This window comes from Pseudomonas sp. HLG18 (genome assembly GCF_051903985.1).
GTDB lineage: Bacteria > Pseudomonadota > Gammaproteobacteria > Pseudomonadales > Pseudomonadaceae > Aquipseudomonas > Aquipseudomonas fluorescens_BT.
The window spans coordinates 2,346,952-2,363,953 of record NZ_CP195831.1 but is presented as its reverse complement, the minus strand read 5'-3'; the positions used below and the strand labels follow the sequence as shown (position 1 = coordinate 2,363,953).

The window sequence follows — 17,002 nt, the reverse complement described above, 5'->3', positions numbered from 1 at the left end:
AGTTGTGTACGGCACAAAAAACTGTGGGAGCGGGCTTGCCCGCGATGGCGGTGTATCAGGTGCCGTCGAGCGTGCGGCGTACCTTGTCCAGCAATTCGCTGATCTGGAACGGCTTGACCAGCATGTCCATGCCGGCCCCGAGGAACACTTGCCGGTTGATCGCGGTTTCTGCGTAACCGGTCATGAACAGGATCGGCAATGCTTCGCGCCAGTCCCGTGCAACGTCCGCCAGTTCGCGGCCGGTCATGCGTGGCAGACCGACGTCGGTCAGCAGGAGGTCGATCGACGAGTCGTTCTGCAAGCGCTCCAGCGCCGTTTCGATATCGGCGGCCTGGGTGCAGCGGTAACCGGCGTCTTCCAGCACTTCGGTGACGAACAGGCGTACCGTCGGCATGTCTTCGACGATCAACACATGTTCGCCCGAGCCTTGCGGATCAATGGTCACCGGGGGCAGATCGACAGCGGTCGGATCGCTGGTGGCCGGCAGCATGATCGTCACTTCGGTGCCACGTCGCGCCACGCTGCGGATGTGCGCATCGCCACCGGACTGACGGGCGAAACCGTAGATCGTCGACAGACCCAGCCCGGTGCCCTGGCCCAGCGGTTTGGTGGTGAAGAACGGCTCGAACACCTTGTCGATCACGTTGTGCTCGATGCCGGTACCGTCATCGCGCACCGATAGCGCCACATAGGAACCATCGGCGAGGTTCGGGTCGCCGTGGGAATACGCCGCGTAAGTGCTGACCCAGATATTTCCGCCCCGTGGCAATGCGTCCCGGGCATTGATCACCAGATTGAGCACTGCACTTTCGAGCTGGATCGGATCGACCAGCGCGATGGCAGATTTGGTGGTCAATTCGAGCTTGAGGGCGATGCGTTCGCCGATGGTACGCACCAGCAATTCTTCGAGCGAGCGGACGTGTTTGTTGATGTCTACCGGACGGGTGTCGAGCGGTTGCTGACGGGCAAACGCCAGCAGACGATGGGTGAGCGAGGCCGCGCTCCTCGCCGAGCTCAGGGCCGCTTCGGCGTAGAACTGCACCTTGTCCGTCCGGGCATCGGCAACACGTTTCTGAATCAGCTCGAGGCTGGTGATGATCCCGGTCAGCAGGTTGTTGAAGTCATGGGCGATGCCGCCGGTGAGCTTGCCCAGCGCATCCATTTTCTGTACTTGCAGCAGTTGCGATTCAACGCGAACCCGGTCGGCGACTTCCTTGGCCAGTTGCGTGGTGGTGTCGTCCAGTTGCGCCAGGTGCGAACGTTCGCGGTGACGGTGCTCGGTGACGTCTTCGACGAACACCAGGCTCAGTTTGGGGGTCCGATAGGGCGAAATCTGCCATTCGGTCTCGCGTATCTCGCCCTGAACGCGCATGTTCAGCGTGCCTTTCCAGCGCTCGCCATCCACCAGTCGCAGGCGCAGTTCGTCGAGGATCGCGCCCTGATCCTCGGCGAAGCACTCGCTGAGGGTCTGCGGGTCGCGGTTGTCCTGGATCAGTTGGGAGAAGGCGTGGTTGCACTCGTGGACTTTCAGGTCGGCGTCGAGCACCGCGATGGGCGCGGAGATGTTGACGAAAATCTCCCGGAAACGCGCCTCGCTTTCGCGCAAGGCGTTCTCCGTGTCGCGCACCCGCAGCAGGGTGCGCAACGTTGCCAGCAGCACATCGGGATCGACCGGGTGAATCAGATAAGCATCGGCCCCGGCGTCGAGTCCGGTGATGATGTCGCCGGTCTGGATCGACGCGGCCGACACGTGAATCACCGGGAGCAGGGCGGTGCCCGGGTCGGTGCGCAGTTTACGAACGATGTCGAACCCGCTCATGTCCGGCAGATTGACGTCGAGAATCAGCGCATCGAGCGACTGACTGGCGATCAGGGCCAGACCCTCACCGCCGGTGCCGGCCTCGAGCACTACGTAACCGTGGCGCTCCAGGCGTCGGCGCAGGGCGTAGCGGGTGGCGACGTTGTCATCGACGATCAACAGACGGATGTCATGTTTCATCGACGTTCTCCTGGGCAATCGCCAACGGAATGATCACGAAAAAGCTCGAACCCACGCCCGGTGTACTTTCGACACCCACCTCTCCACCGAGCAATTCGGCGAAGCGCTTGCACAGCGACAAGCCGAGACCGGTGCCGCGCAGGCGTTTTTGCAGCGGTGAATCGACCTGCGAAAAGTCTTCGAACAGGGTGCCGTGCAATTCAGGGGCGATGCCGATGCCGGTGTCGCTGACCGCAAATCGCACTTTGTCCTGACCTTCCAGGCGTGCCGAGACCCGGACTTCGCCACGGGTGGTGAATTTCAGCGAGTTGGAAATGAAGTTGCGCAGGATCTGCGCCAGTTTCTTGTCATCGGTGTACAGGCGCGGCAAGCCCACTGGTTCTTCGAAAATCAGGTCCACCGCCGTGGCATCGACAATCGGCCGGAACATCCCGCGCAAAGCCGCGAACAGGTCGAACATGTCGAACCACGCCGGAGAAATGCTGATGCGACCGGCCTCGATCTTCGCCAGATCGAGCAAGTCGTCAACCATGTCGCTGAGCTCGCGGGCTGCGGTGCTGACGAAGGCCACCTGCTTGTGTTGCTCGGGGCTGAGCGGGCCGTCGAGCTCGTCGGCCAGCAGGCTGTTGATGCTCAGGATCGAGCCCAGCGGCGTGCGGAATTCGTGACTCATGTACGACAGGAAGCGGCTTTTCAGGTCCGAGGCCTGGCGCAGTTGTTCGGCCTGGGTGTCGAGTTCGGCGTAAAGGGCCAGCACGCCCTGATTGGTTTCGTCGAGCTCTTCACGCAGCGCTGCGGTTTCGCTCTGCAATCGTGCGATCAGTTCTGCCTGTTCGGCGTTGGTCAAGATCGGAGACTCAGTCATGGGCGGATTCCAGGGCAACGACCAGTACGGTGACATCGTCGCGGCCGCGGCAGAAGTCGCGGTGCAGGACGGTGGCAATCACGGCGGGATGGCGATGCACCAGACCGGGGTAATCCTGAAGGTTCCAGCGGGACTGCAAGCCGTCGCTATACATGATCAATAGATGTCCGTTCACGTGAGCATAGTCAAAAGGCTGGGCTTTTCGGTACTGGCCGCCGACGATGCCCGGATGCGAGGCCAGTCCGCGAGACTTGTCGGAGGCGATCAGACAGGCACCGATGTTGCCGACACCGGTGAACGCCAGACTGGCCCGATCGGCGTGAAACTGCGCGAATGCCACAGCGCCGCCACGGGTTCCGATCATCTCGCGGTGCATGTCTTCCATCAGGACCGTCGGCGCACCGAACGGATTCAGGGCAAAGGCTTTTTCTCCGGCCCGGGCCGCACACTCGGCGTCTTCGCCATGACCCAGACCGTCGACCACCAGAGCACTGACGTCAGCGCCGTGGAATGCCAGATGCCAGACATCACCGCAAGCCGGGTCGTTGTGCAGCGAGTGCTGGCTGACACCATACGGCATATCCACCTGCCGGTCGCTGCGCGGGTATAAACGAGCAAGCAGAACCGCGCCGCGATGGTCGGCAAAAACATCAAAGACATCGGCCTGGCGTGCCACGGCGCCCAGGCCGATGCCCTGAGTACCGCCGGTGGAAAAGCCATCGGCCATGCACGCATCCAGATCAAAGCCGTGCGCCCGGTCGACCGCGATCATCTCGATGCCGTCGTCACTCTGACGCGGCAACAGACGCAGGTGCAGTTCGCCGTGTCCGGCATGCTTGAGCACATTGCTCGCCAGCTCCGTGGCCACCAGCGCCACGCGGCCGGCATCGCTTTCGCCAAAACCGTGTTGCTCGGCCAGGCGCTGGGCCGTACGCCGGACATGGCCGATCTGGCTGCTGTCTTCGATCACCAACACCTGGGTCAATGACCCGCTGATGTTCATGTCCATCGGGTGATCGTTATGCGGGTGCCTTTGCCGGGCTCGGTGTCCAGTTCGAATTCGTCCACCAGTCGCTTGGCCCCGGTCAGGCCCAGGCCCAGACCGCTGCCGGAAGTCCAGCCATCGGTCATCGCCAGTTTGATGTCGGGAATGCCCGGGCCCTCATCGCGAAAGGTCAGGCGCAGGCCGACCTTGTGGTTGTCATCGAGGATCTGCCAGTCCATGTCGCCACCCCCTCCATACACCATGGTGTTGCGCGCCAGCTCGCTGACGGCGGTCACCAGTTTGGTCAGGTCGATCAGGCGCATGCCGCATTCGGTGGCGAGTTTGCGCGCCTGTTGCCGGGCCAGCACCACGTCCTGCTCGATGTTGATCGGTTGGGTACCGCTGCTGCGCACGGTCATTGCTGGCGTACTCGTTCCTGCAGCAGTTTCATGCCGCGCTCGACATTCAGCGCGGTACTGACGCCTGGCAGGTACAGACCGAGCTCGACCAGGGTAATGGCGACCGCCGGCTGCATGCCGACGAGCATGGTTTCGGCATCCATGATTTTCGACAGGCCGGAAATGGTGCCGATCATCCGGCCAATGAACGAATCGACCATGTCCAGCGCCGAGATATCGATCAACACTCCCCGGGCGGAGGTCTTGCTGATACGCTCGGACAGGTCGTCTTGCAGGGTGAGGGCGAGCTGGTCGTGCATGTCGACCTGGATGGTCACCAGCAGGAAGTCACCCATCTGAAGAATCGGGATACGTTCCATTGTTCAGACCGTCTTGGTGAGGGTGATGCCCAGACGGGTCAAGGCCAGTTTCAGCGCATCGGCCAGATTGGCCTTGGTCACCACGCCTTGCAGGTCGAGGCCCAGGTGCACGATGGTCTGGGCTATCTGCGGACGCACGCCGCTGATGATGCAGTCGGCGCCCATCAGGCGGATCGCGGTGACGGTCTTGAGCAGGTGCTGGGCGACCAGCGTATCGACGGTCGGCACGCCGGTGATGTCGATGATGGCGATTTCCGAACCGGTGTCGACGATGCGTTGCAGCAGCGATTCCATGACGACCTGAGTGCGTTGCGAATCGAGGGTGCCGATCATCGGCAGCGCCAGTACGCCGTCCCACAATTTGACCACCGGCGTGGACAGCTCCAGCAGTTCTTCCTGCTGACGCTTGATCACCGCTTCACGGGACTTCTGGAACGTGCGGATCGTGTAAAGGCCGAAGGCATCGAACAGTTCGGAGATTTCCCAAAGCTGTTCGGCGAGCAGGGCGGGCTGGTCCTGATAATGGTTCTGCAGCAGGGCGAACAACGGGCCTTTGAGCGAGAAAATGAAATTGGCGGTTTGCTGCGAATCCTGACCGAGCAGGGCGCGGCTGTGGGAGAGCTTTTCGAGGAACTGGCGGATGGCCTCCCAACCGGGGGCGGCAATGTTGGTGCCGTTACCGTTTTCCAGACCACTGAGCACCAGTTGCAGGAATTCGCTGGTCTGTTGCTGTATGTCATGTTCCTTGAGGTTGCGGGTGGTGCCGCTGGCCTGCAATCCGTTGACCCATTCGCTCAACAGTTGTGTCTGTTTGTTCTTCATCGCATCGAGTGTGCTGTTCTGCAGTGCTGCCATGTGCGTTGTGCTCCATTGCGAATTGGGGGCCGGCTCTTCGGAAAATGACCGGCGCGAAGTGAATGACCCTGGCCGTTCGAAATAGTTGTTCGTTTCTGTGAGGATATTTTTGATCCGGTGCAGGGAAAGCCCCGTTAACTCTAGTTGGCGTGGCCGGCAACGCCGATTTTTCGCACTTGTGGATGACCCAATCAAAAGAGGCCGCGTCCAGTGGAGGCGGCCTCTTTGCGTGTCTTGCGCTTATTTGGAGGGGTGTTTGGCCTGCAGTTCCTTGGCGGCTGCCAGGTGTTTTTCCAGGCCAGGCAGCATTTTCTGCGCGAAGCCCTTGAGCTCGGTGGCGCCCTTGACCTGGTCGTCGGTCACGGTGTTGGCTTCTTTCTTGAACAGCTCGATGGCTTCTTCGTGGGCTTTCACCTGATTGTTGGCGTAGGCGGCGTCGAAGGATTCATCGCGCATGTCGAGGATTTTTTCCTTGGCCTGTTTCACCAGGGTGGTGGAGTCCGGAACCTTGATGTCGTGGGCCTTGGCAATGGTAGCCAGCTCATCGTTGGCCTTGCCGTGGTCGGTGATCATCATGTTGGCGAATGCCTTGATGTCCGCCGACTGGCTCTTTTCCAGGGCGAGACGAGCGGCTTCGATCTCGGCGATGCCGCCAGCTGTCGCGTTATCGACAAAGTCGTTGTCGGTCGCGGCGAAGGCTGAGCCCATGCCGGTACTCAAGGCAACTGCCAGAAAGAGATGACGCAGTTTGAATCCGTCCATTGGTGTTTCTCCACGCAGGTTTTTGTGAGCGTTATTCAATGGAGGGAATGTGCCGATCAAAGGTTTTATCGCATTTGTGCCCAAGGCGACGAACGGCCACCGCTGGTCTGACAGGTGGTCGACAGAAGGGTACAACCAAGGCCATTCTGATAACTGGCCAGCGCAATCGGTCGTGTTGGCTGCCGATCAACTGACGGAGGTGTTCCATGCCGGTGACCCATGATTTGTTACAGGACTTGAAACTCACAAAGGAAGAGATCCAGCAACGACGCACCGCGGATCCACATCTGGATGCACTGATCAACAAGTATTCCCAGGCGGACGCCGAAGTCGTCAAGGCCGAGACGGCGACCTCGGACGCCCCCAGCGATGACACACTGAAAAAACTCAAAGAGAAACGCCTGCAGGTCAAAGACAAGATCGTCGAGCAATTGCAGGCTCGATCCTGACCGTCAGTCGCACCATTGATTTTCGATGGTGCCCGACTGGAACGACAGCCACGACGGCACCTCGAATGTACAGAGTCTTCACGCAGCGACTCTTTGCGAGGTGCCTTATGAACAAACCCAAGCTCCCCAACGACAAGTTCCCCAGTGAAGAGCAGGGCGCTTTCGACCCGGTTCCCACGCATCCCGAACCCAACAGTCCGGCGCATACCGTTCGCCATCCTGAGGAGGAGCGCAAGATCACGGATGTGCCGGAAGATGAGGATCCGGAAAAATTTGATCGATCCAGCAACTGACCGTCTGCCATCGCTGGATTTTCAGCGATGGCACCCCTCGTTTCAGCACACATTCCAAAGCTTCATTCCAAGGCTGCATCCAGCGGCATCCGCGCCATGTGCGTGGCTTTCAGCGAGCCGAAATACAACCAGTCGCCATACTCGCGAGCGGTGGTAATCGGCGAGTAATTGCCGTTGCTGGCATCCTGCAGATTGGCGATGACCTTGCCGTTCAGATCCAGCCCGAGGACAAAGCCGCGTTTCTCCACCGGTTTGGGCAGAACCATCATCGCCCGCACGATCATCTTGCGTACGAACGGATGCCCGGCGGTGCTATCGAGCAGCGGATTGCGCGGCGTGTACAGCGCCACCCAGAAGCGGTCCCGGCCATTGAACGCGAGGTTGTCCGGCAACCCCGGCAGGTTGTCGATGAACAGATCGTGGGTGCCGGCGTTGGGGCCGGTCAGCCAATAGCGGCTGATGCGGTAGGCACCGGTTTCGTTGACCAGCACATAGGCGTCATCCGGGCCGAGGGTGACGCCGTTGGCGAACTCCAGCTTGTCGAGCAGAACGCTGGTCTTGCCGGTCTGGAAGTCGTAACGCAGCAGGCGACCGTCACCGCCATGCTCGATGATCGCCTCGCCGTCATGGCCGTAACCCCAGCGACTGCTTGCATCGCTGAAGTAGGCGTAATGCCCGGACTTGTCGATGGCCACATCGTCGGTGAAGCCGAACTTCAGGCCGTTGGCTTCAGTGGTCAGCGCGGTCAGCCGTCCTTGGGCATCAAGGGACAGCAAGCCCTTGACCCCATCGGCAATCACCAGCAAGCCGTTGGGGTGTCGCGCCAGGCCCAGCGGACGCCCGCCGGTATCGGCGAGCACCTGGCGCTGCTGGCCGTCGAGACTGGTGCGCAGCAGGCGCCCGTCATGCAGGCCGGTGATCAGAAAGTCATCCTCCAGCAGCAGCGCTTCGGGGCCTTCGATACCGCCCGGGCCGACCTGTTTCGCGCTTTTGAGGCGTTGGTTGTCCGCGTAGATCCCATCAGTCAATGATGGGGCGACTTGCGGCTTCCACGCCACAGGCTCGACGTTGGTCGGCATCAGCAACAGGAAGGCCAGAATCAAAATCACCAGCAGCAGGATCAGATGGCGCAGCTTCACACGTGAGCTCCTGCGAGTGCCAGATGTCGGGTGGCCATGTCGCGCAGGGCCAGCATCGAGGCCGCCGACTCGCGTTCGATGCGGCGTTTGAGCAACAGCCGATTGGCGATGCGCATGCCCAGACTGTCGAAGCGGTATTCCAGGGTGCGCACGAAGGCTGTGCCTTCGCCTGCGGCCGAGCATTCATAAGTCAGCAGCAGGGACAGTCCATGATCGCCCTGTGCCCGGGCACACCAGCGCCGGCCTGGCAGATACTCGGTGACCTCCCAGCTCAAATGCCCCTCGCGGCCGCCGGCATGAATGTCTTCCTCGAAACGCCCGCCGGCATGCAACGGGCCGGCGGGACCGTCGATTTTCAGCGAGGACGGATGCCACTCAGGCCAACGGCTGACCGTGGCGGCGTAGGCGAGTACGGCAATCGCGTCGCCGGTGATATCGATCGGATGCTGCATGCGGGTCATGGGCGTTCTCGAATCGGTGAGGGGGATGGGTTCCGGTTCCCGGTAGAGGGTGCCGAACAGGTAATCCATCAACGGCAGGACGATGTTGAAATTGCGCTCCTGCATGTGTTCACGCCGGTGATGCAATTCGTGCAGACGACGCATCTGGCGAATCCAGGGCAGGCGGCTCAGCGGATGTTTTTCCGGCAAGTGTTCGCAGGCGTGGAACACCTCGTAGGTCAGGTAACCCAGTACCATGCAGCCGCCGAACAGCCCGGCCACGTTGGCGTTGACCTGCGCAAACAGCCACCACAAGGGCAGGGTGATCATCAGTGTGTGCACCACGATCAGCCACGCCGGAAACAGGATCACCCGCCAGTCGCGGGCGCTGTCCCAGGTCATGTGGCCGGGGGTGAAGAAACTGTGATGGTCGCCGGCATGGCGGGCGTAGAACATCTTGGCGAAGGCTTTCTTGTGATGCCCGAGATGGCGGTGCACCACATATACGCCGAAGTTGAAGAACAGCAACGTCAGCGGCACCGTCAGCCATTCCAGCGGGTGAACCTGCTTCACGCTGCTCCAGAACGCGCCGATGGCCAGCATGCCGAACAGCAGCACGAACGCACCGTGCAGCCACGGGTTGTACAGCGGATGAATCGCCGCACGGTAGCGGCTGCGAAATGCCTCGGTGGTCTGCCTCACTGCGGTCACCTGCGGATATTGTCGTTATCCCGGCAGATTAGCCGATCCCGCCGTTTGTGCAGGGTCTACCTTGAGGTCACAACTGCCATGCTCCGGTGCATAGCGGTCGTCAGCTCAACGGGTTCCAGCGCTGCGACCAGTCGTCATCGGCCTTGATCACTTCGCGCAGCAGATCGAACGCCTGCTGCAGGATCGCCGAGTCGCGGTCGCGGGAGTATACGAGGTAGGTGGGATAGCCAAACTCCGGCGCTTTGGTGACGGTTTCCAGTGCGCCGCTTTCCAGGTAGGTGCGAACGACACGGGTACGGAAATAGCCGCTGCCGCCGTTCTCCAGAATGTATTGCAGTGCCAGCGGGCCGAGGTTGAAGCTCAGGGCCGCCTTGGCTTTTTCCGGCAGTGCGGCGTCGTGCTGGCGGCGGAAGTCTTCGCCCCAATCGATGTACACATAGGGGGCGGGGCGGTTGGGTGTCCGGACCAGAATCAGTTTCTCTTCCAGCACTTGCTCGACCTGCAGGCCCGGCCAGTATTCCGGTTGGTAGACGAGCGCGGCATCGAGCACGCCGAGTTCGAGCTGACGCAGCAGGTTCTCGCCGTCGCGGATGTCCATGCGCAGGGCATGGCTGGGGATTTTCTCGCGCAGTTCGGCGGCCCAGCTGAGCATCAACGGGTTGCACAGGCTGACCTCGCCACCGATGTGCAGCACGTTGTCGTAGCCCTCGGGCAGCGGCAGGTCGCGGCGGGCGGCTTCCCAGGTCTGCACCAGTTGATTGGCGTAGACCACGAAGGCCTCGCCATTGGCGGTCAGCCGCGCACCGGCGCGGTTGCGCACGAACAGCGTGCTGCCCAACTGGCTTTCGAGTTTTTGCACACGGGCGGTGATTGCGGTCTGGGTGACGAACAGCTTCTCGGCCGCCGCCGCGAGGCTGCCGTGGCGGACGATTTCCAGAAAGGTGCGGGCGAGGTCGATGTCCATGGGCGGGCCGGAGGTTGAGGTGCCGGCATTGTAAGTCAAAAGCGCCCTCACCCTAGCCCTCCCGAAACGTCGGACCGCCCGGGGGGAGAGGGGACCGATTCGGGGATATTGACGAGATACATCGACCTGAAAGTTCGGCTTTGAATCCATAATCGACACGATTTTTCAGGTCGATGCATAGCGCAAGACATCTCGGTCAGTCCCCTCTCCCTCCGGGCGGTCCGACGTTTCGGGAGGGTCAGGGTGAGGGGAAAAGCAGACGCCGCGGACTAACTGGCCAGCTCAGCCTCCCGAACCCGCGCCCAATCCTCCACCAACCGCGCCGGCGTACAGCAAGTCTTGCGCTTGTACACGAAGTTGCGGCACTTCTCGGCAAACTGATTGCGGTTGTACAGCATGTCTTCCTGCATCTCTTGCAGCTCGCTTTCGCGGCACCGGCGAATCAACTCGTGATCGACCCGCAGCTTGCGCTCACGCACCGCCGCATACGTCGGATCGGTCAGTACCGAATTAGCCCGTTGCAGCAACCACAAACCAAACTCGTCCGGGCAGCGCGGGCCGATTTCCTGGACCATGCCCAGTTGCAACGCTTGAGCAGCGCTGACCGGCAGACAGGCCTGGGTCAATTGTTCGGCCATGGCCGGGCCGACGGCGCGGGGCAGGCTGTAGGTCCAGTATTCCGAGCCGTACAGGCCCATGCTTTTGTAATGCGGGTTGAGCACGATGTCAGCGCGGGCGAACACGATGTCAGCCGCCAGGGCGAGCATCACACCGCCCGCGCCGGCATTGCCGGTGACGCCGCTGACCACCAGTTGCCGTGCGCTGAGCAATTCTTCGCACACATCATCGATGGCCTGGATATTGGCCCAGGCTTCGGCACCCGGATCTTCGGCGGCCTGAATCACGTTCAGGTGCACACCGTTGGAGAAGCTGCCGCGTCCGCCCTTGATCAGCAGCACGTGCGTATCGCGGGATTTGGCCCAGCGCAGGGCCTGGACCATGCGTTGGCACTGCTCGGTGCTCATGGCGCCGTTGTAGAACTCCAGGGTCAGCTCGCCGACCTGCCCGGATTCGCGGTAGCGGATCGGTTGATACGCCTCATCGCTGAACGGAGCGTTGGCAATCGACCAGTCCAGTACCGGTACGTGCGCCAGTTGCCCGGCCAGCACATGCCGCGCCGGACGCTTGAAGGTTTCCTCGCCCGGTTGCGGTTTGCGTCGCAACGAGCCGATCCACAGGCTGTGATCACCGGTGGCTACCAGCACGGCGTCGTCGTGTACCGCGAGGATCTCGCCGGGGATGCCGGTGCGTTGATCAAGGTGGGCGTCGTACACGTAATACTGTCCGCCGGCGAGGCTGGCGAGCACGCCGGGCTGGCCGTCCGCCGCGTCGATGCAGCGCTTGATGAAGCGCGAGCAGTCGTGCCAGCTGAAGGTACGGTCATCCTGTTTCATGTTCGGTTGCAGGCAGCCGCGAACCTTGGGATCGGCGTAATCCAGAGGCATGGGGACAAAGCCGTCGATGAATTTTTCCACCACTTCGCGGATGCAACGGATTGCTGCGTCGCTGACCCGGCCGTTGTACAGCTCGGATTTGCGCAGACCGGCCGGCAGGTTGAATTCGCAGGTGGCCCAGACCGGGCCGGCGTCCATTTCTTCCACCGCTTGCAGGGCGGTCACGCCCCAGGACGGCAGCTCGCGCATGATCGCCCAGTCCAGCGCGCTGGCGCCGCGATCGCCGACGATGCCGGGGTGAATGATCACCACGGGACGCTGCAGGTTGCTCCACAACGCGTGGGGGACACGGTCCTTGAGGAACGGGCAGATCACCAGGTCAGCGCCGCTGTTTTCGATCTGTTCGCACACGGTGGTTTCGTCGGTGAACAGCACCACGCTGGGCGAATGGCCCGCCTGGCGCAGGTCCAGCCAGGCACGTTGGGTCAGACCATTGAACGCCGAAGACAAAAGAATGATGTTGAGTGATCGCATGATTGCTCTTCCTTGAAGGATCAGCCGCAGGCTCCCGGTGAGCCGTCCGTGGCTATCGATGGAGGCGCAAGGTTAGAGAGTGGCGTGGCGCGCGCCACTGATCGAGATCAACGTTGTGTCAGCCAATGTTGCCGGGGCGATAAAACGTCTTATGCTCAATGGTTTGCTTATCCTGTTTTTTTATTACTTCAAATGTCGGCGACGCTATTGCACAGTCGCAACCCTGATCAACGCCGGACGATCCCGGCGTATCCATGGATTTTCGCAGCGGGTGGAGCCCGTTTTCAGGGAGTAAGGCATGGGGAGTCACAACCCGCATTACCAGCTCATCGGGCAAATGTTCCAAAAGGACTACCGATGGTTGTGCGCCGCAGTCAGCCGTATCCTCGGCTGCCCGCACAGTGCACAGGACATTGCTTCGGAAACCTTTCTGCGAGTGCTGGCATTGCCCGATCCGCTGGCCATTCGCGAGCCCCGCGCGCTGTTGACCACGATTGCCCGGCGTCTGGTCTATGAAGGCTGGCGCCGGCAGGATCTGGAGCGTGCCTATCTGCAAAGCCTGGCGCTGGCACCGGAGCCGGTGCATCCGTCGCCTGAGGAAAGGGAGTTGGTGATCGAAACGCTGCTGGCGGTGGATCGCTTGCTCAACGGCTTGTCGGCCAAGGCCAAGGCTGCGTTTCTCTACCATCAGCTCGATGGCCTGACCTACAGCGAAATCGGCGAACGCCTCGGCGTGTCCACCAGCCGTGTGCAGCAATACATGGTCGAGGCGTTCAAGCGTTGCTATCAGGCGATGCAGGCATGAGGCCGGACGAAACATTGATCGATGAAGCGGCGCAATGGATGGCGCTGCTGCAGTCGGGGGACGTCAGCCTTCAGGAACGTGCAGCGTTCGAAGCCTGGCGTGCGGCGGATCCACGGCATCAGCAGATCATCGAGCAGATGGGCGGCGGGCTGAACCTTTTGCGCCATGCGAACCTGCGGGGTTTGCCCCGTGAAAGCGTGCTGCACAGCCTGAATGCTCCCTCCAGCAGTCGTCGCCGATTCATCAGCGGTAGCCTGAGCGTACTCGCCGTCGCGGTGCTGGCCGGGTTGCTCGGGCGACGTTATGGCTGGTTGCCCGAGGCTGGCGAGTTGTCGACGGGTACCGGCGAGCGACGTCAATTCACACTCGAGGACGGCAGCGCCCTGACGTTGAACGCCCGCAGCCGCGTGGTGCCGCGCTTCAACAGTCTCGAGCGTTTGCTGGACCTGCGCAGCGGTGAGCTGCTGATCGATGTGGCGAAAAATCTGACCCGGCCGTTTGTGGTCGAAACCGGGCATGGGCGGATGCGTGCGCTCGGGACGAAATTCCTGGTGCAGCGTGCAGAGGATTCGACGCGGCTGGTGATGCTGCATTCGCAAGTCGAAGTGGTCACTGCCAGCGGTGCGCGGCAGGTGGTGGAGGCGGGCGAGAGTCTGTTGTTCAACGGCCGGGAAGTCCTCGTGCTGGAACGCAGCAAGGGGCAGGAAAGTGCCTGGGTTCAGGGCCGACTCGAAGTGCGCGACCGCCCCTTGAGCGAAGTCATCGACAGCCTGCGCCGCTACCGTCGCGGCATCCTGCACCTGAGTCCCGACGTTGCTGGTCTGCACCTCAGCGGTCTCTATTCGCTGGACGACAGCGACCGAACGTTGCAGTTGCTCGAACGCTCGCTGCCGATTCGCGTGACCTGGCACAACCCGTACTGGGTGAGCATCGAAGCACGGTTATAAAACCATAACTTCCCGGTCTATCCGTCCCCCTATAAAAAGCGCCGGCCTGCTGCTCATTCCCTGCAGACGCCTTCAACAGGGAAGCCCTTCGATGTTCTCATTCAAACAACAATCAACCCGCCTGACGCTGGCCGCCGCGCTGGCGATGGGCATCGCTCCTTGCGCCGTTCTGGCGCAAGACGCCGCTCAGGTGTTCACTTTCGATATCGCCCCGGGTGCGCTCGACGAGGTACTGCTGGATATCTCGCGTCAGACCGGCGTGCCGATTTCCTTCAGCCAGAATCTGGTGCAGGGCAAGCGCAGCAGTGCGGTGCGGGGTGCGTTGGGTGGCAGGCAGGCAGTTGAAAAGGCGTTATCCGGCAGCGGTCTGCAAGTCGAGCAGGGCACTCAGGGTTTGAGCATTCGTCAGGCCGATGTGCCGAGCGCGGTGCCCGTGAAAGCCGCCGCCGAGGTGCCCGCCAGCAGCGCCGATTACCGCATGGAAAAAGTCACGGTCACCGGCTCGCGGATCGCCCGTGCGCAGAGCGATGGTGCGACGCCGGTCAACGTCATCACCCACGAAGAAATGGAAGCGCGGGGCTACAAGAACGTCTACGACGCGCTCGCCACGCAAACCCAGAACACCGGCATGACCCAGGGCGAAGACTACGGCAACACCTGGCAGCCGGCCGCCAGCGCCCTCAACCTGCGCGGCCTCGGCCCCAACCACACGCTGGTGCTGATCAACGGCCGGCGGGTCGCCGATTACCCGACGCCGTACGATGGCAAGGTCAACTTCACCAACCTTGCGAACATTCCGTCGGCGATCATCGACCGCATTGAAGTGCTCAGCAGCGGCGCCTCGGCGATCTACGGTTCGGACGCGATTGCCGGGGTGGTGAATATCATCCTCAAGGACAAGATGAATGGTGTCGATGTCAACCTCAAGGGCGGCACCAGTGAGCGCGGCGGCGGCGACAACCAGCGGTTGCAGATTAGCGGCGGCGGCAGTTGGGGCGACTTCGATGGCTTGTTCGGGCTTGAGCTGACCAACCGCGACCCGATCTGGGCCGATGATCGCGGCTTCATGCAGAGCGGGCCGCTGGCGGATGTCGGTTACCGTCGCGATCTGACCAACAACCGTTACCTGGGACCGGGCTGCGGCGCGTATCAGGGCACGTTCGACAACAAGCTGTTCAACAGCGCCGGGCGCTGCCGCACCGACCAGATGTACAACGATTACTGGACGATCCAGACGCAAAAGGAAAACTACGACGGCTACACCCGTGGCACCTGGCATTTCAGCGACAGCGGCCAGGTCTTCGCCGACCTGATGTACGGCCTCGATCACATCCAGAACAACACACGCGGCCCGAGCTTCACCTCGCCGGATTTCATCAACCAGAACAGCGGCAATCTGGAGCGCTGGTACCGGCGTTTCGGTGAAGAGGAAATCGGCGGGCGTACCAGCAACAACAGCAAGTGGCGCGACACCTCATGGACCGGCACGTTGGGGCTTTCGGACAAAATCGCCGACACCGGCTGGCACTATGATCTGGCGGTCAATCGCTCGGAATACAAAAGCGTGCGCACCACACGCTATACGCCGCTGTCGTCGATCCAGGATTTCTACCTCGGACCGCAGCTCGGTACCCGTGGCGGCTACCCCGTGTTCGCGCCGGATGCCTCGCGCCTCGACCGGCCACTGACAACCCAGGAGTGGGAGCAGTTTCGCGGCAATCTGACCCAGAGCAGCAAGTCGGTATCCACCAGTTACAACGCCTCGGTCAATGGCGATCTGTTTGACCTGCCGGCTGGCCCGGTGGGATTCGCCGGGGTGCTGGAGGCGGGCAAACAGGAATACCGCATCGACCCGGATGACAGCCTCAACGACGGCAGTTTCTACGGCGTGACCCCGGCACAAAGCTCCGGCGGCTCTCGCAAACGATACGCGGCCGGTGGCGAATTCAGCATTCCGGTCACCGACACGGTGCTGGCGACAGCCGCAGGGCGTTGGGACCAATACAAATTCAGCGGCCGCACCGAACAACAGAAAACCTACAACCTCGGCCTGGAATGGCGGCCGGTGACCAGCCTGCTGGTGCGCGGCAGTTACGGCACCAGTTTCCGCGCCCCGGACCTGAACTACATCTATCAGTCCGACAGCAACGGTTACTACCCGGCGCAGATCGACTATTACGGTTGCAGCCAGGGCGTGGAGGGCGCGTGTGATCGCGGGCGGGTCGATTACACCCAGAGCGGCACGGCGGATCTGCAATCCGAACGCGGCAAATCCTGGACCTACGGCTTCGTCTGGTCGCCGTCGCGCAACTTCGATTTTTCCACTGACTTCTGGCGGGTGGAGATCGATGACCTGCTGACCACCGTCGACGAAAACCGCCTGTTGCAGCAAGAGAACGAATGCCGCAATGGCACCCAGGACATCAACTCGGCCAACTGCCAATCGACTCTCGCTCGTGTCGATCGCAATCCCGGCAATGCCGCCGTCGATCCCAATCAGTTGCAGCGGGTACGGGTGAATGCGATCAACGCGGCGAGCGAACGGGTCAGCGGCCTGGACTTCAAGAGCAACATCCGCTGGGGCGCCGGGCAGTACGGTGCGTTCAGTTCGGCGCTGGGCTACACCCTGGTGCTCTCGCATAACTACAAGGAGTCGGACGAAGCCCCGACCCAGGACTGGCGCACCTCGCGCACCAACTACGACTGGCGCAGCAAGGTCAACGCCAGCCTGACCTGGGATTACCAGAAGGCCACAGCGACCCTGATGGGCATTCGCTATGGCTCGGTCACCAACGGCGCGGGCGACGGGCGTCTGTCACCATGGACGGTGTTCAACGCCAGTGCGCGCTATCGCTTGAACGAGCGGGCGAGCGTCGGGCTGACCGTGAACAACGTGCTCAATCAGGTCAAGCATGACGACTCCGCAGGCTGGCCGTATTACCCGACCGGCAACTACGACCCGTACGGGCGACAGTGGTGGCTGGATGTGAGTTATCACTTTGGGGGATAAGCGGCCCTCCCT

16 protein-coding genes are annotated in these 17,002 nt (G+C 61.7%); 5 read left to right on the top strand and 11 right to left on the bottom strand.

Annotated elements, in window-relative coordinates:
- Positions 1-55: 55 nt before the first annotated feature.
- The 7 genes from ACSPX5_RS10780 to ACSPX5_RS10750 form a co-directional block, all read right to left on the bottom strand.
- Complete coding sequence (locus ACSPX5_RS10780) at positions 56-1,999, bottom strand: response regulator (protein ID WP_439821661.1); 1,944 nt, start codon at positions 1,997-1,999, stop codon at positions 56-58.
- Positions 1,989-2,864, bottom strand: a complete 876-nt coding sequence (locus ACSPX5_RS10775) for a sensor histidine kinase (RefSeq protein ID WP_169430624.1) — start codon at positions 2,862-2,864, stop codon at positions 1,989-1,991. Before ACSPX5_RS10775 ends, ACSPX5_RS10780 begins: the two co-directional genes overlap by 11 nt.
- Entirely contained in the window at positions 2,857-3,867 is a 1,011-nt protein-coding gene (locus ACSPX5_RS10770; RefSeq protein ID WP_169432656.1) for an ATP-binding protein, read from the bottom strand. The genes ACSPX5_RS10775 and ACSPX5_RS10770 overlap by 8 nt, the downstream gene beginning before the upstream one ends.
- Positions 3,864-4,268: an anti-sigma regulatory factor gene (locus ACSPX5_RS10765; protein WP_039768856.1), complete on the bottom strand. Its 405-nt coding sequence runs from the start codon at positions 4,266-4,268 to the stop codon at positions 3,864-3,866. Before ACSPX5_RS10765 ends, ACSPX5_RS10770 begins: the two co-directional genes overlap by 4 nt.
- Positions 4,265-4,627, bottom strand: a complete 363-nt coding sequence (locus ACSPX5_RS10760) for an STAS domain-containing protein (RefSeq protein ID WP_011334518.1) — start codon at positions 4,625-4,627, stop codon at positions 4,265-4,267. The genes ACSPX5_RS10765 and ACSPX5_RS10760 overlap by 4 nt, the downstream gene beginning before the upstream one ends.
- Before the next feature lie 3 nt (positions 4,628-4,630).
- The gene (locus ACSPX5_RS10755) at positions 4,631-5,482 is read right to left on the bottom strand and encodes an STAS domain-containing protein (RefSeq protein ID WP_169430623.1); all 852 of its coding nucleotides are present in this window, start codon (positions 5,480-5,482) and stop codon (positions 4,631-4,633) included.
- 240 nt (positions 5,483-5,722) lie between these two features.
- A complete protein-coding gene (locus ACSPX5_RS10750; protein WP_169430622.1) occupies positions 5,723-6,244 on the bottom strand; it encodes a DUF4142 domain-containing protein in 522 nt (173 codons plus the stop codon).
- A 206-nt stretch (positions 6,245-6,450) separates the two neighbouring features.
- On the opposite strand from ACSPX5_RS10750, the gene ACSPX5_RS10745 reads away from it, so the two are divergent.
- Together ACSPX5_RS10745 and ACSPX5_RS10740 are read left to right on the top strand one after the other, a co-directional pair.
- On the top strand, positions 6,451-6,693 hold the full coding sequence (locus ACSPX5_RS10745; protein WP_039768852.1) for a YdcH family protein: 243 nt from the start codon (positions 6,451-6,453) through the stop codon (positions 6,691-6,693).
- A gap of 107 nt (positions 6,694-6,800) precedes the next feature.
- Positions 6,801-6,986 (top strand): hypothetical protein, encoded by a 186-nt coding sequence (locus ACSPX5_RS10740; RefSeq protein WP_323160595.1) that lies wholly within the window; start codon positions 6,801-6,803, stop codon positions 6,984-6,986.
- 62 nt (positions 6,987-7,048) lie between these two features.
- Here the strand turns inward: ACSPX5_RS10740 and ACSPX5_RS10735 are convergent, their stop codons facing one another.
- The 4 genes from ACSPX5_RS10735 to ACSPX5_RS10720 all read right to left on the bottom strand — a co-directional run bounded on the left by ACSPX5_RS10735 (position 7,049) and on the right by ACSPX5_RS10720 (position 12,228).
- Positions 7,049-8,065, bottom strand: a complete 1,017-nt coding sequence (locus tag ACSPX5_RS10735) for an SMP-30/gluconolactonase/LRE family protein (protein ID WP_439822027.1) — start codon at positions 8,063-8,065, stop codon at positions 7,049-7,051.
- Between the two features lie 56 nt (positions 8,066-8,121).
- Positions 8,122-9,267 (bottom strand): sterol desaturase/SRPBCC family protein, encoded by a 1,146-nt coding sequence (locus ACSPX5_RS10730; RefSeq protein ID WP_439821660.1) that lies wholly within the window; start codon positions 9,265-9,267, stop codon positions 8,122-8,124.
- 109 nt (positions 9,268-9,376) lie between these two features.
- Entirely contained in the window at positions 9,377-10,240 is an 864-nt protein-coding gene (locus ACSPX5_RS10725) for a LysR family transcriptional regulator (protein ID WP_169432655.1), read from the bottom strand.
- Between the two features lie 269 nt (positions 10,241-10,509).
- Positions 10,510-12,228 carry a hydrogenase maturation protein gene (locus ACSPX5_RS10720; RefSeq protein ID WP_323160593.1) on the bottom strand — a complete coding sequence of 573 codons (1,719 nt, stop codon included), beginning with the start codon at positions 12,226-12,228 and terminating at the stop codon, positions 10,510-10,512.
- Between the two features lie 298 nt (positions 12,229-12,526).
- On the opposite strand from ACSPX5_RS10720, the gene ACSPX5_RS10715 reads away from it, so the two are divergent.
- From ACSPX5_RS10715 to ACSPX5_RS10705, 3 genes are all read left to right on the top strand, one after another.
- Positions 12,527-13,033: a sigma-70 family RNA polymerase sigma factor gene (locus tag ACSPX5_RS10715; protein ID WP_439821659.1), complete on the top strand. Its 507-nt coding sequence runs from the start codon at positions 12,527-12,529 to the stop codon at positions 13,031-13,033.
- Positions 13,030-13,980, top strand: coding sequence for a FecR family protein (locus tag ACSPX5_RS10710; protein WP_323160592.1), 951 nt, complete (start codon positions 13,030-13,032; stop codon positions 13,978-13,980). The genes ACSPX5_RS10715 and ACSPX5_RS10710 overlap by 4 nt, the downstream gene beginning before the upstream one ends.
- A 91-nt stretch (positions 13,981-14,071) precedes the next feature.
- On the top strand, positions 14,072-16,990 hold the full coding sequence (locus tag ACSPX5_RS10705; RefSeq protein WP_439821658.1) for a TonB-dependent receptor domain-containing protein: 2,919 nt from the start codon (positions 14,072-14,074) through the stop codon (positions 16,988-16,990).
- Positions 16,991-17,002: the final 12 nt, after the last annotated feature.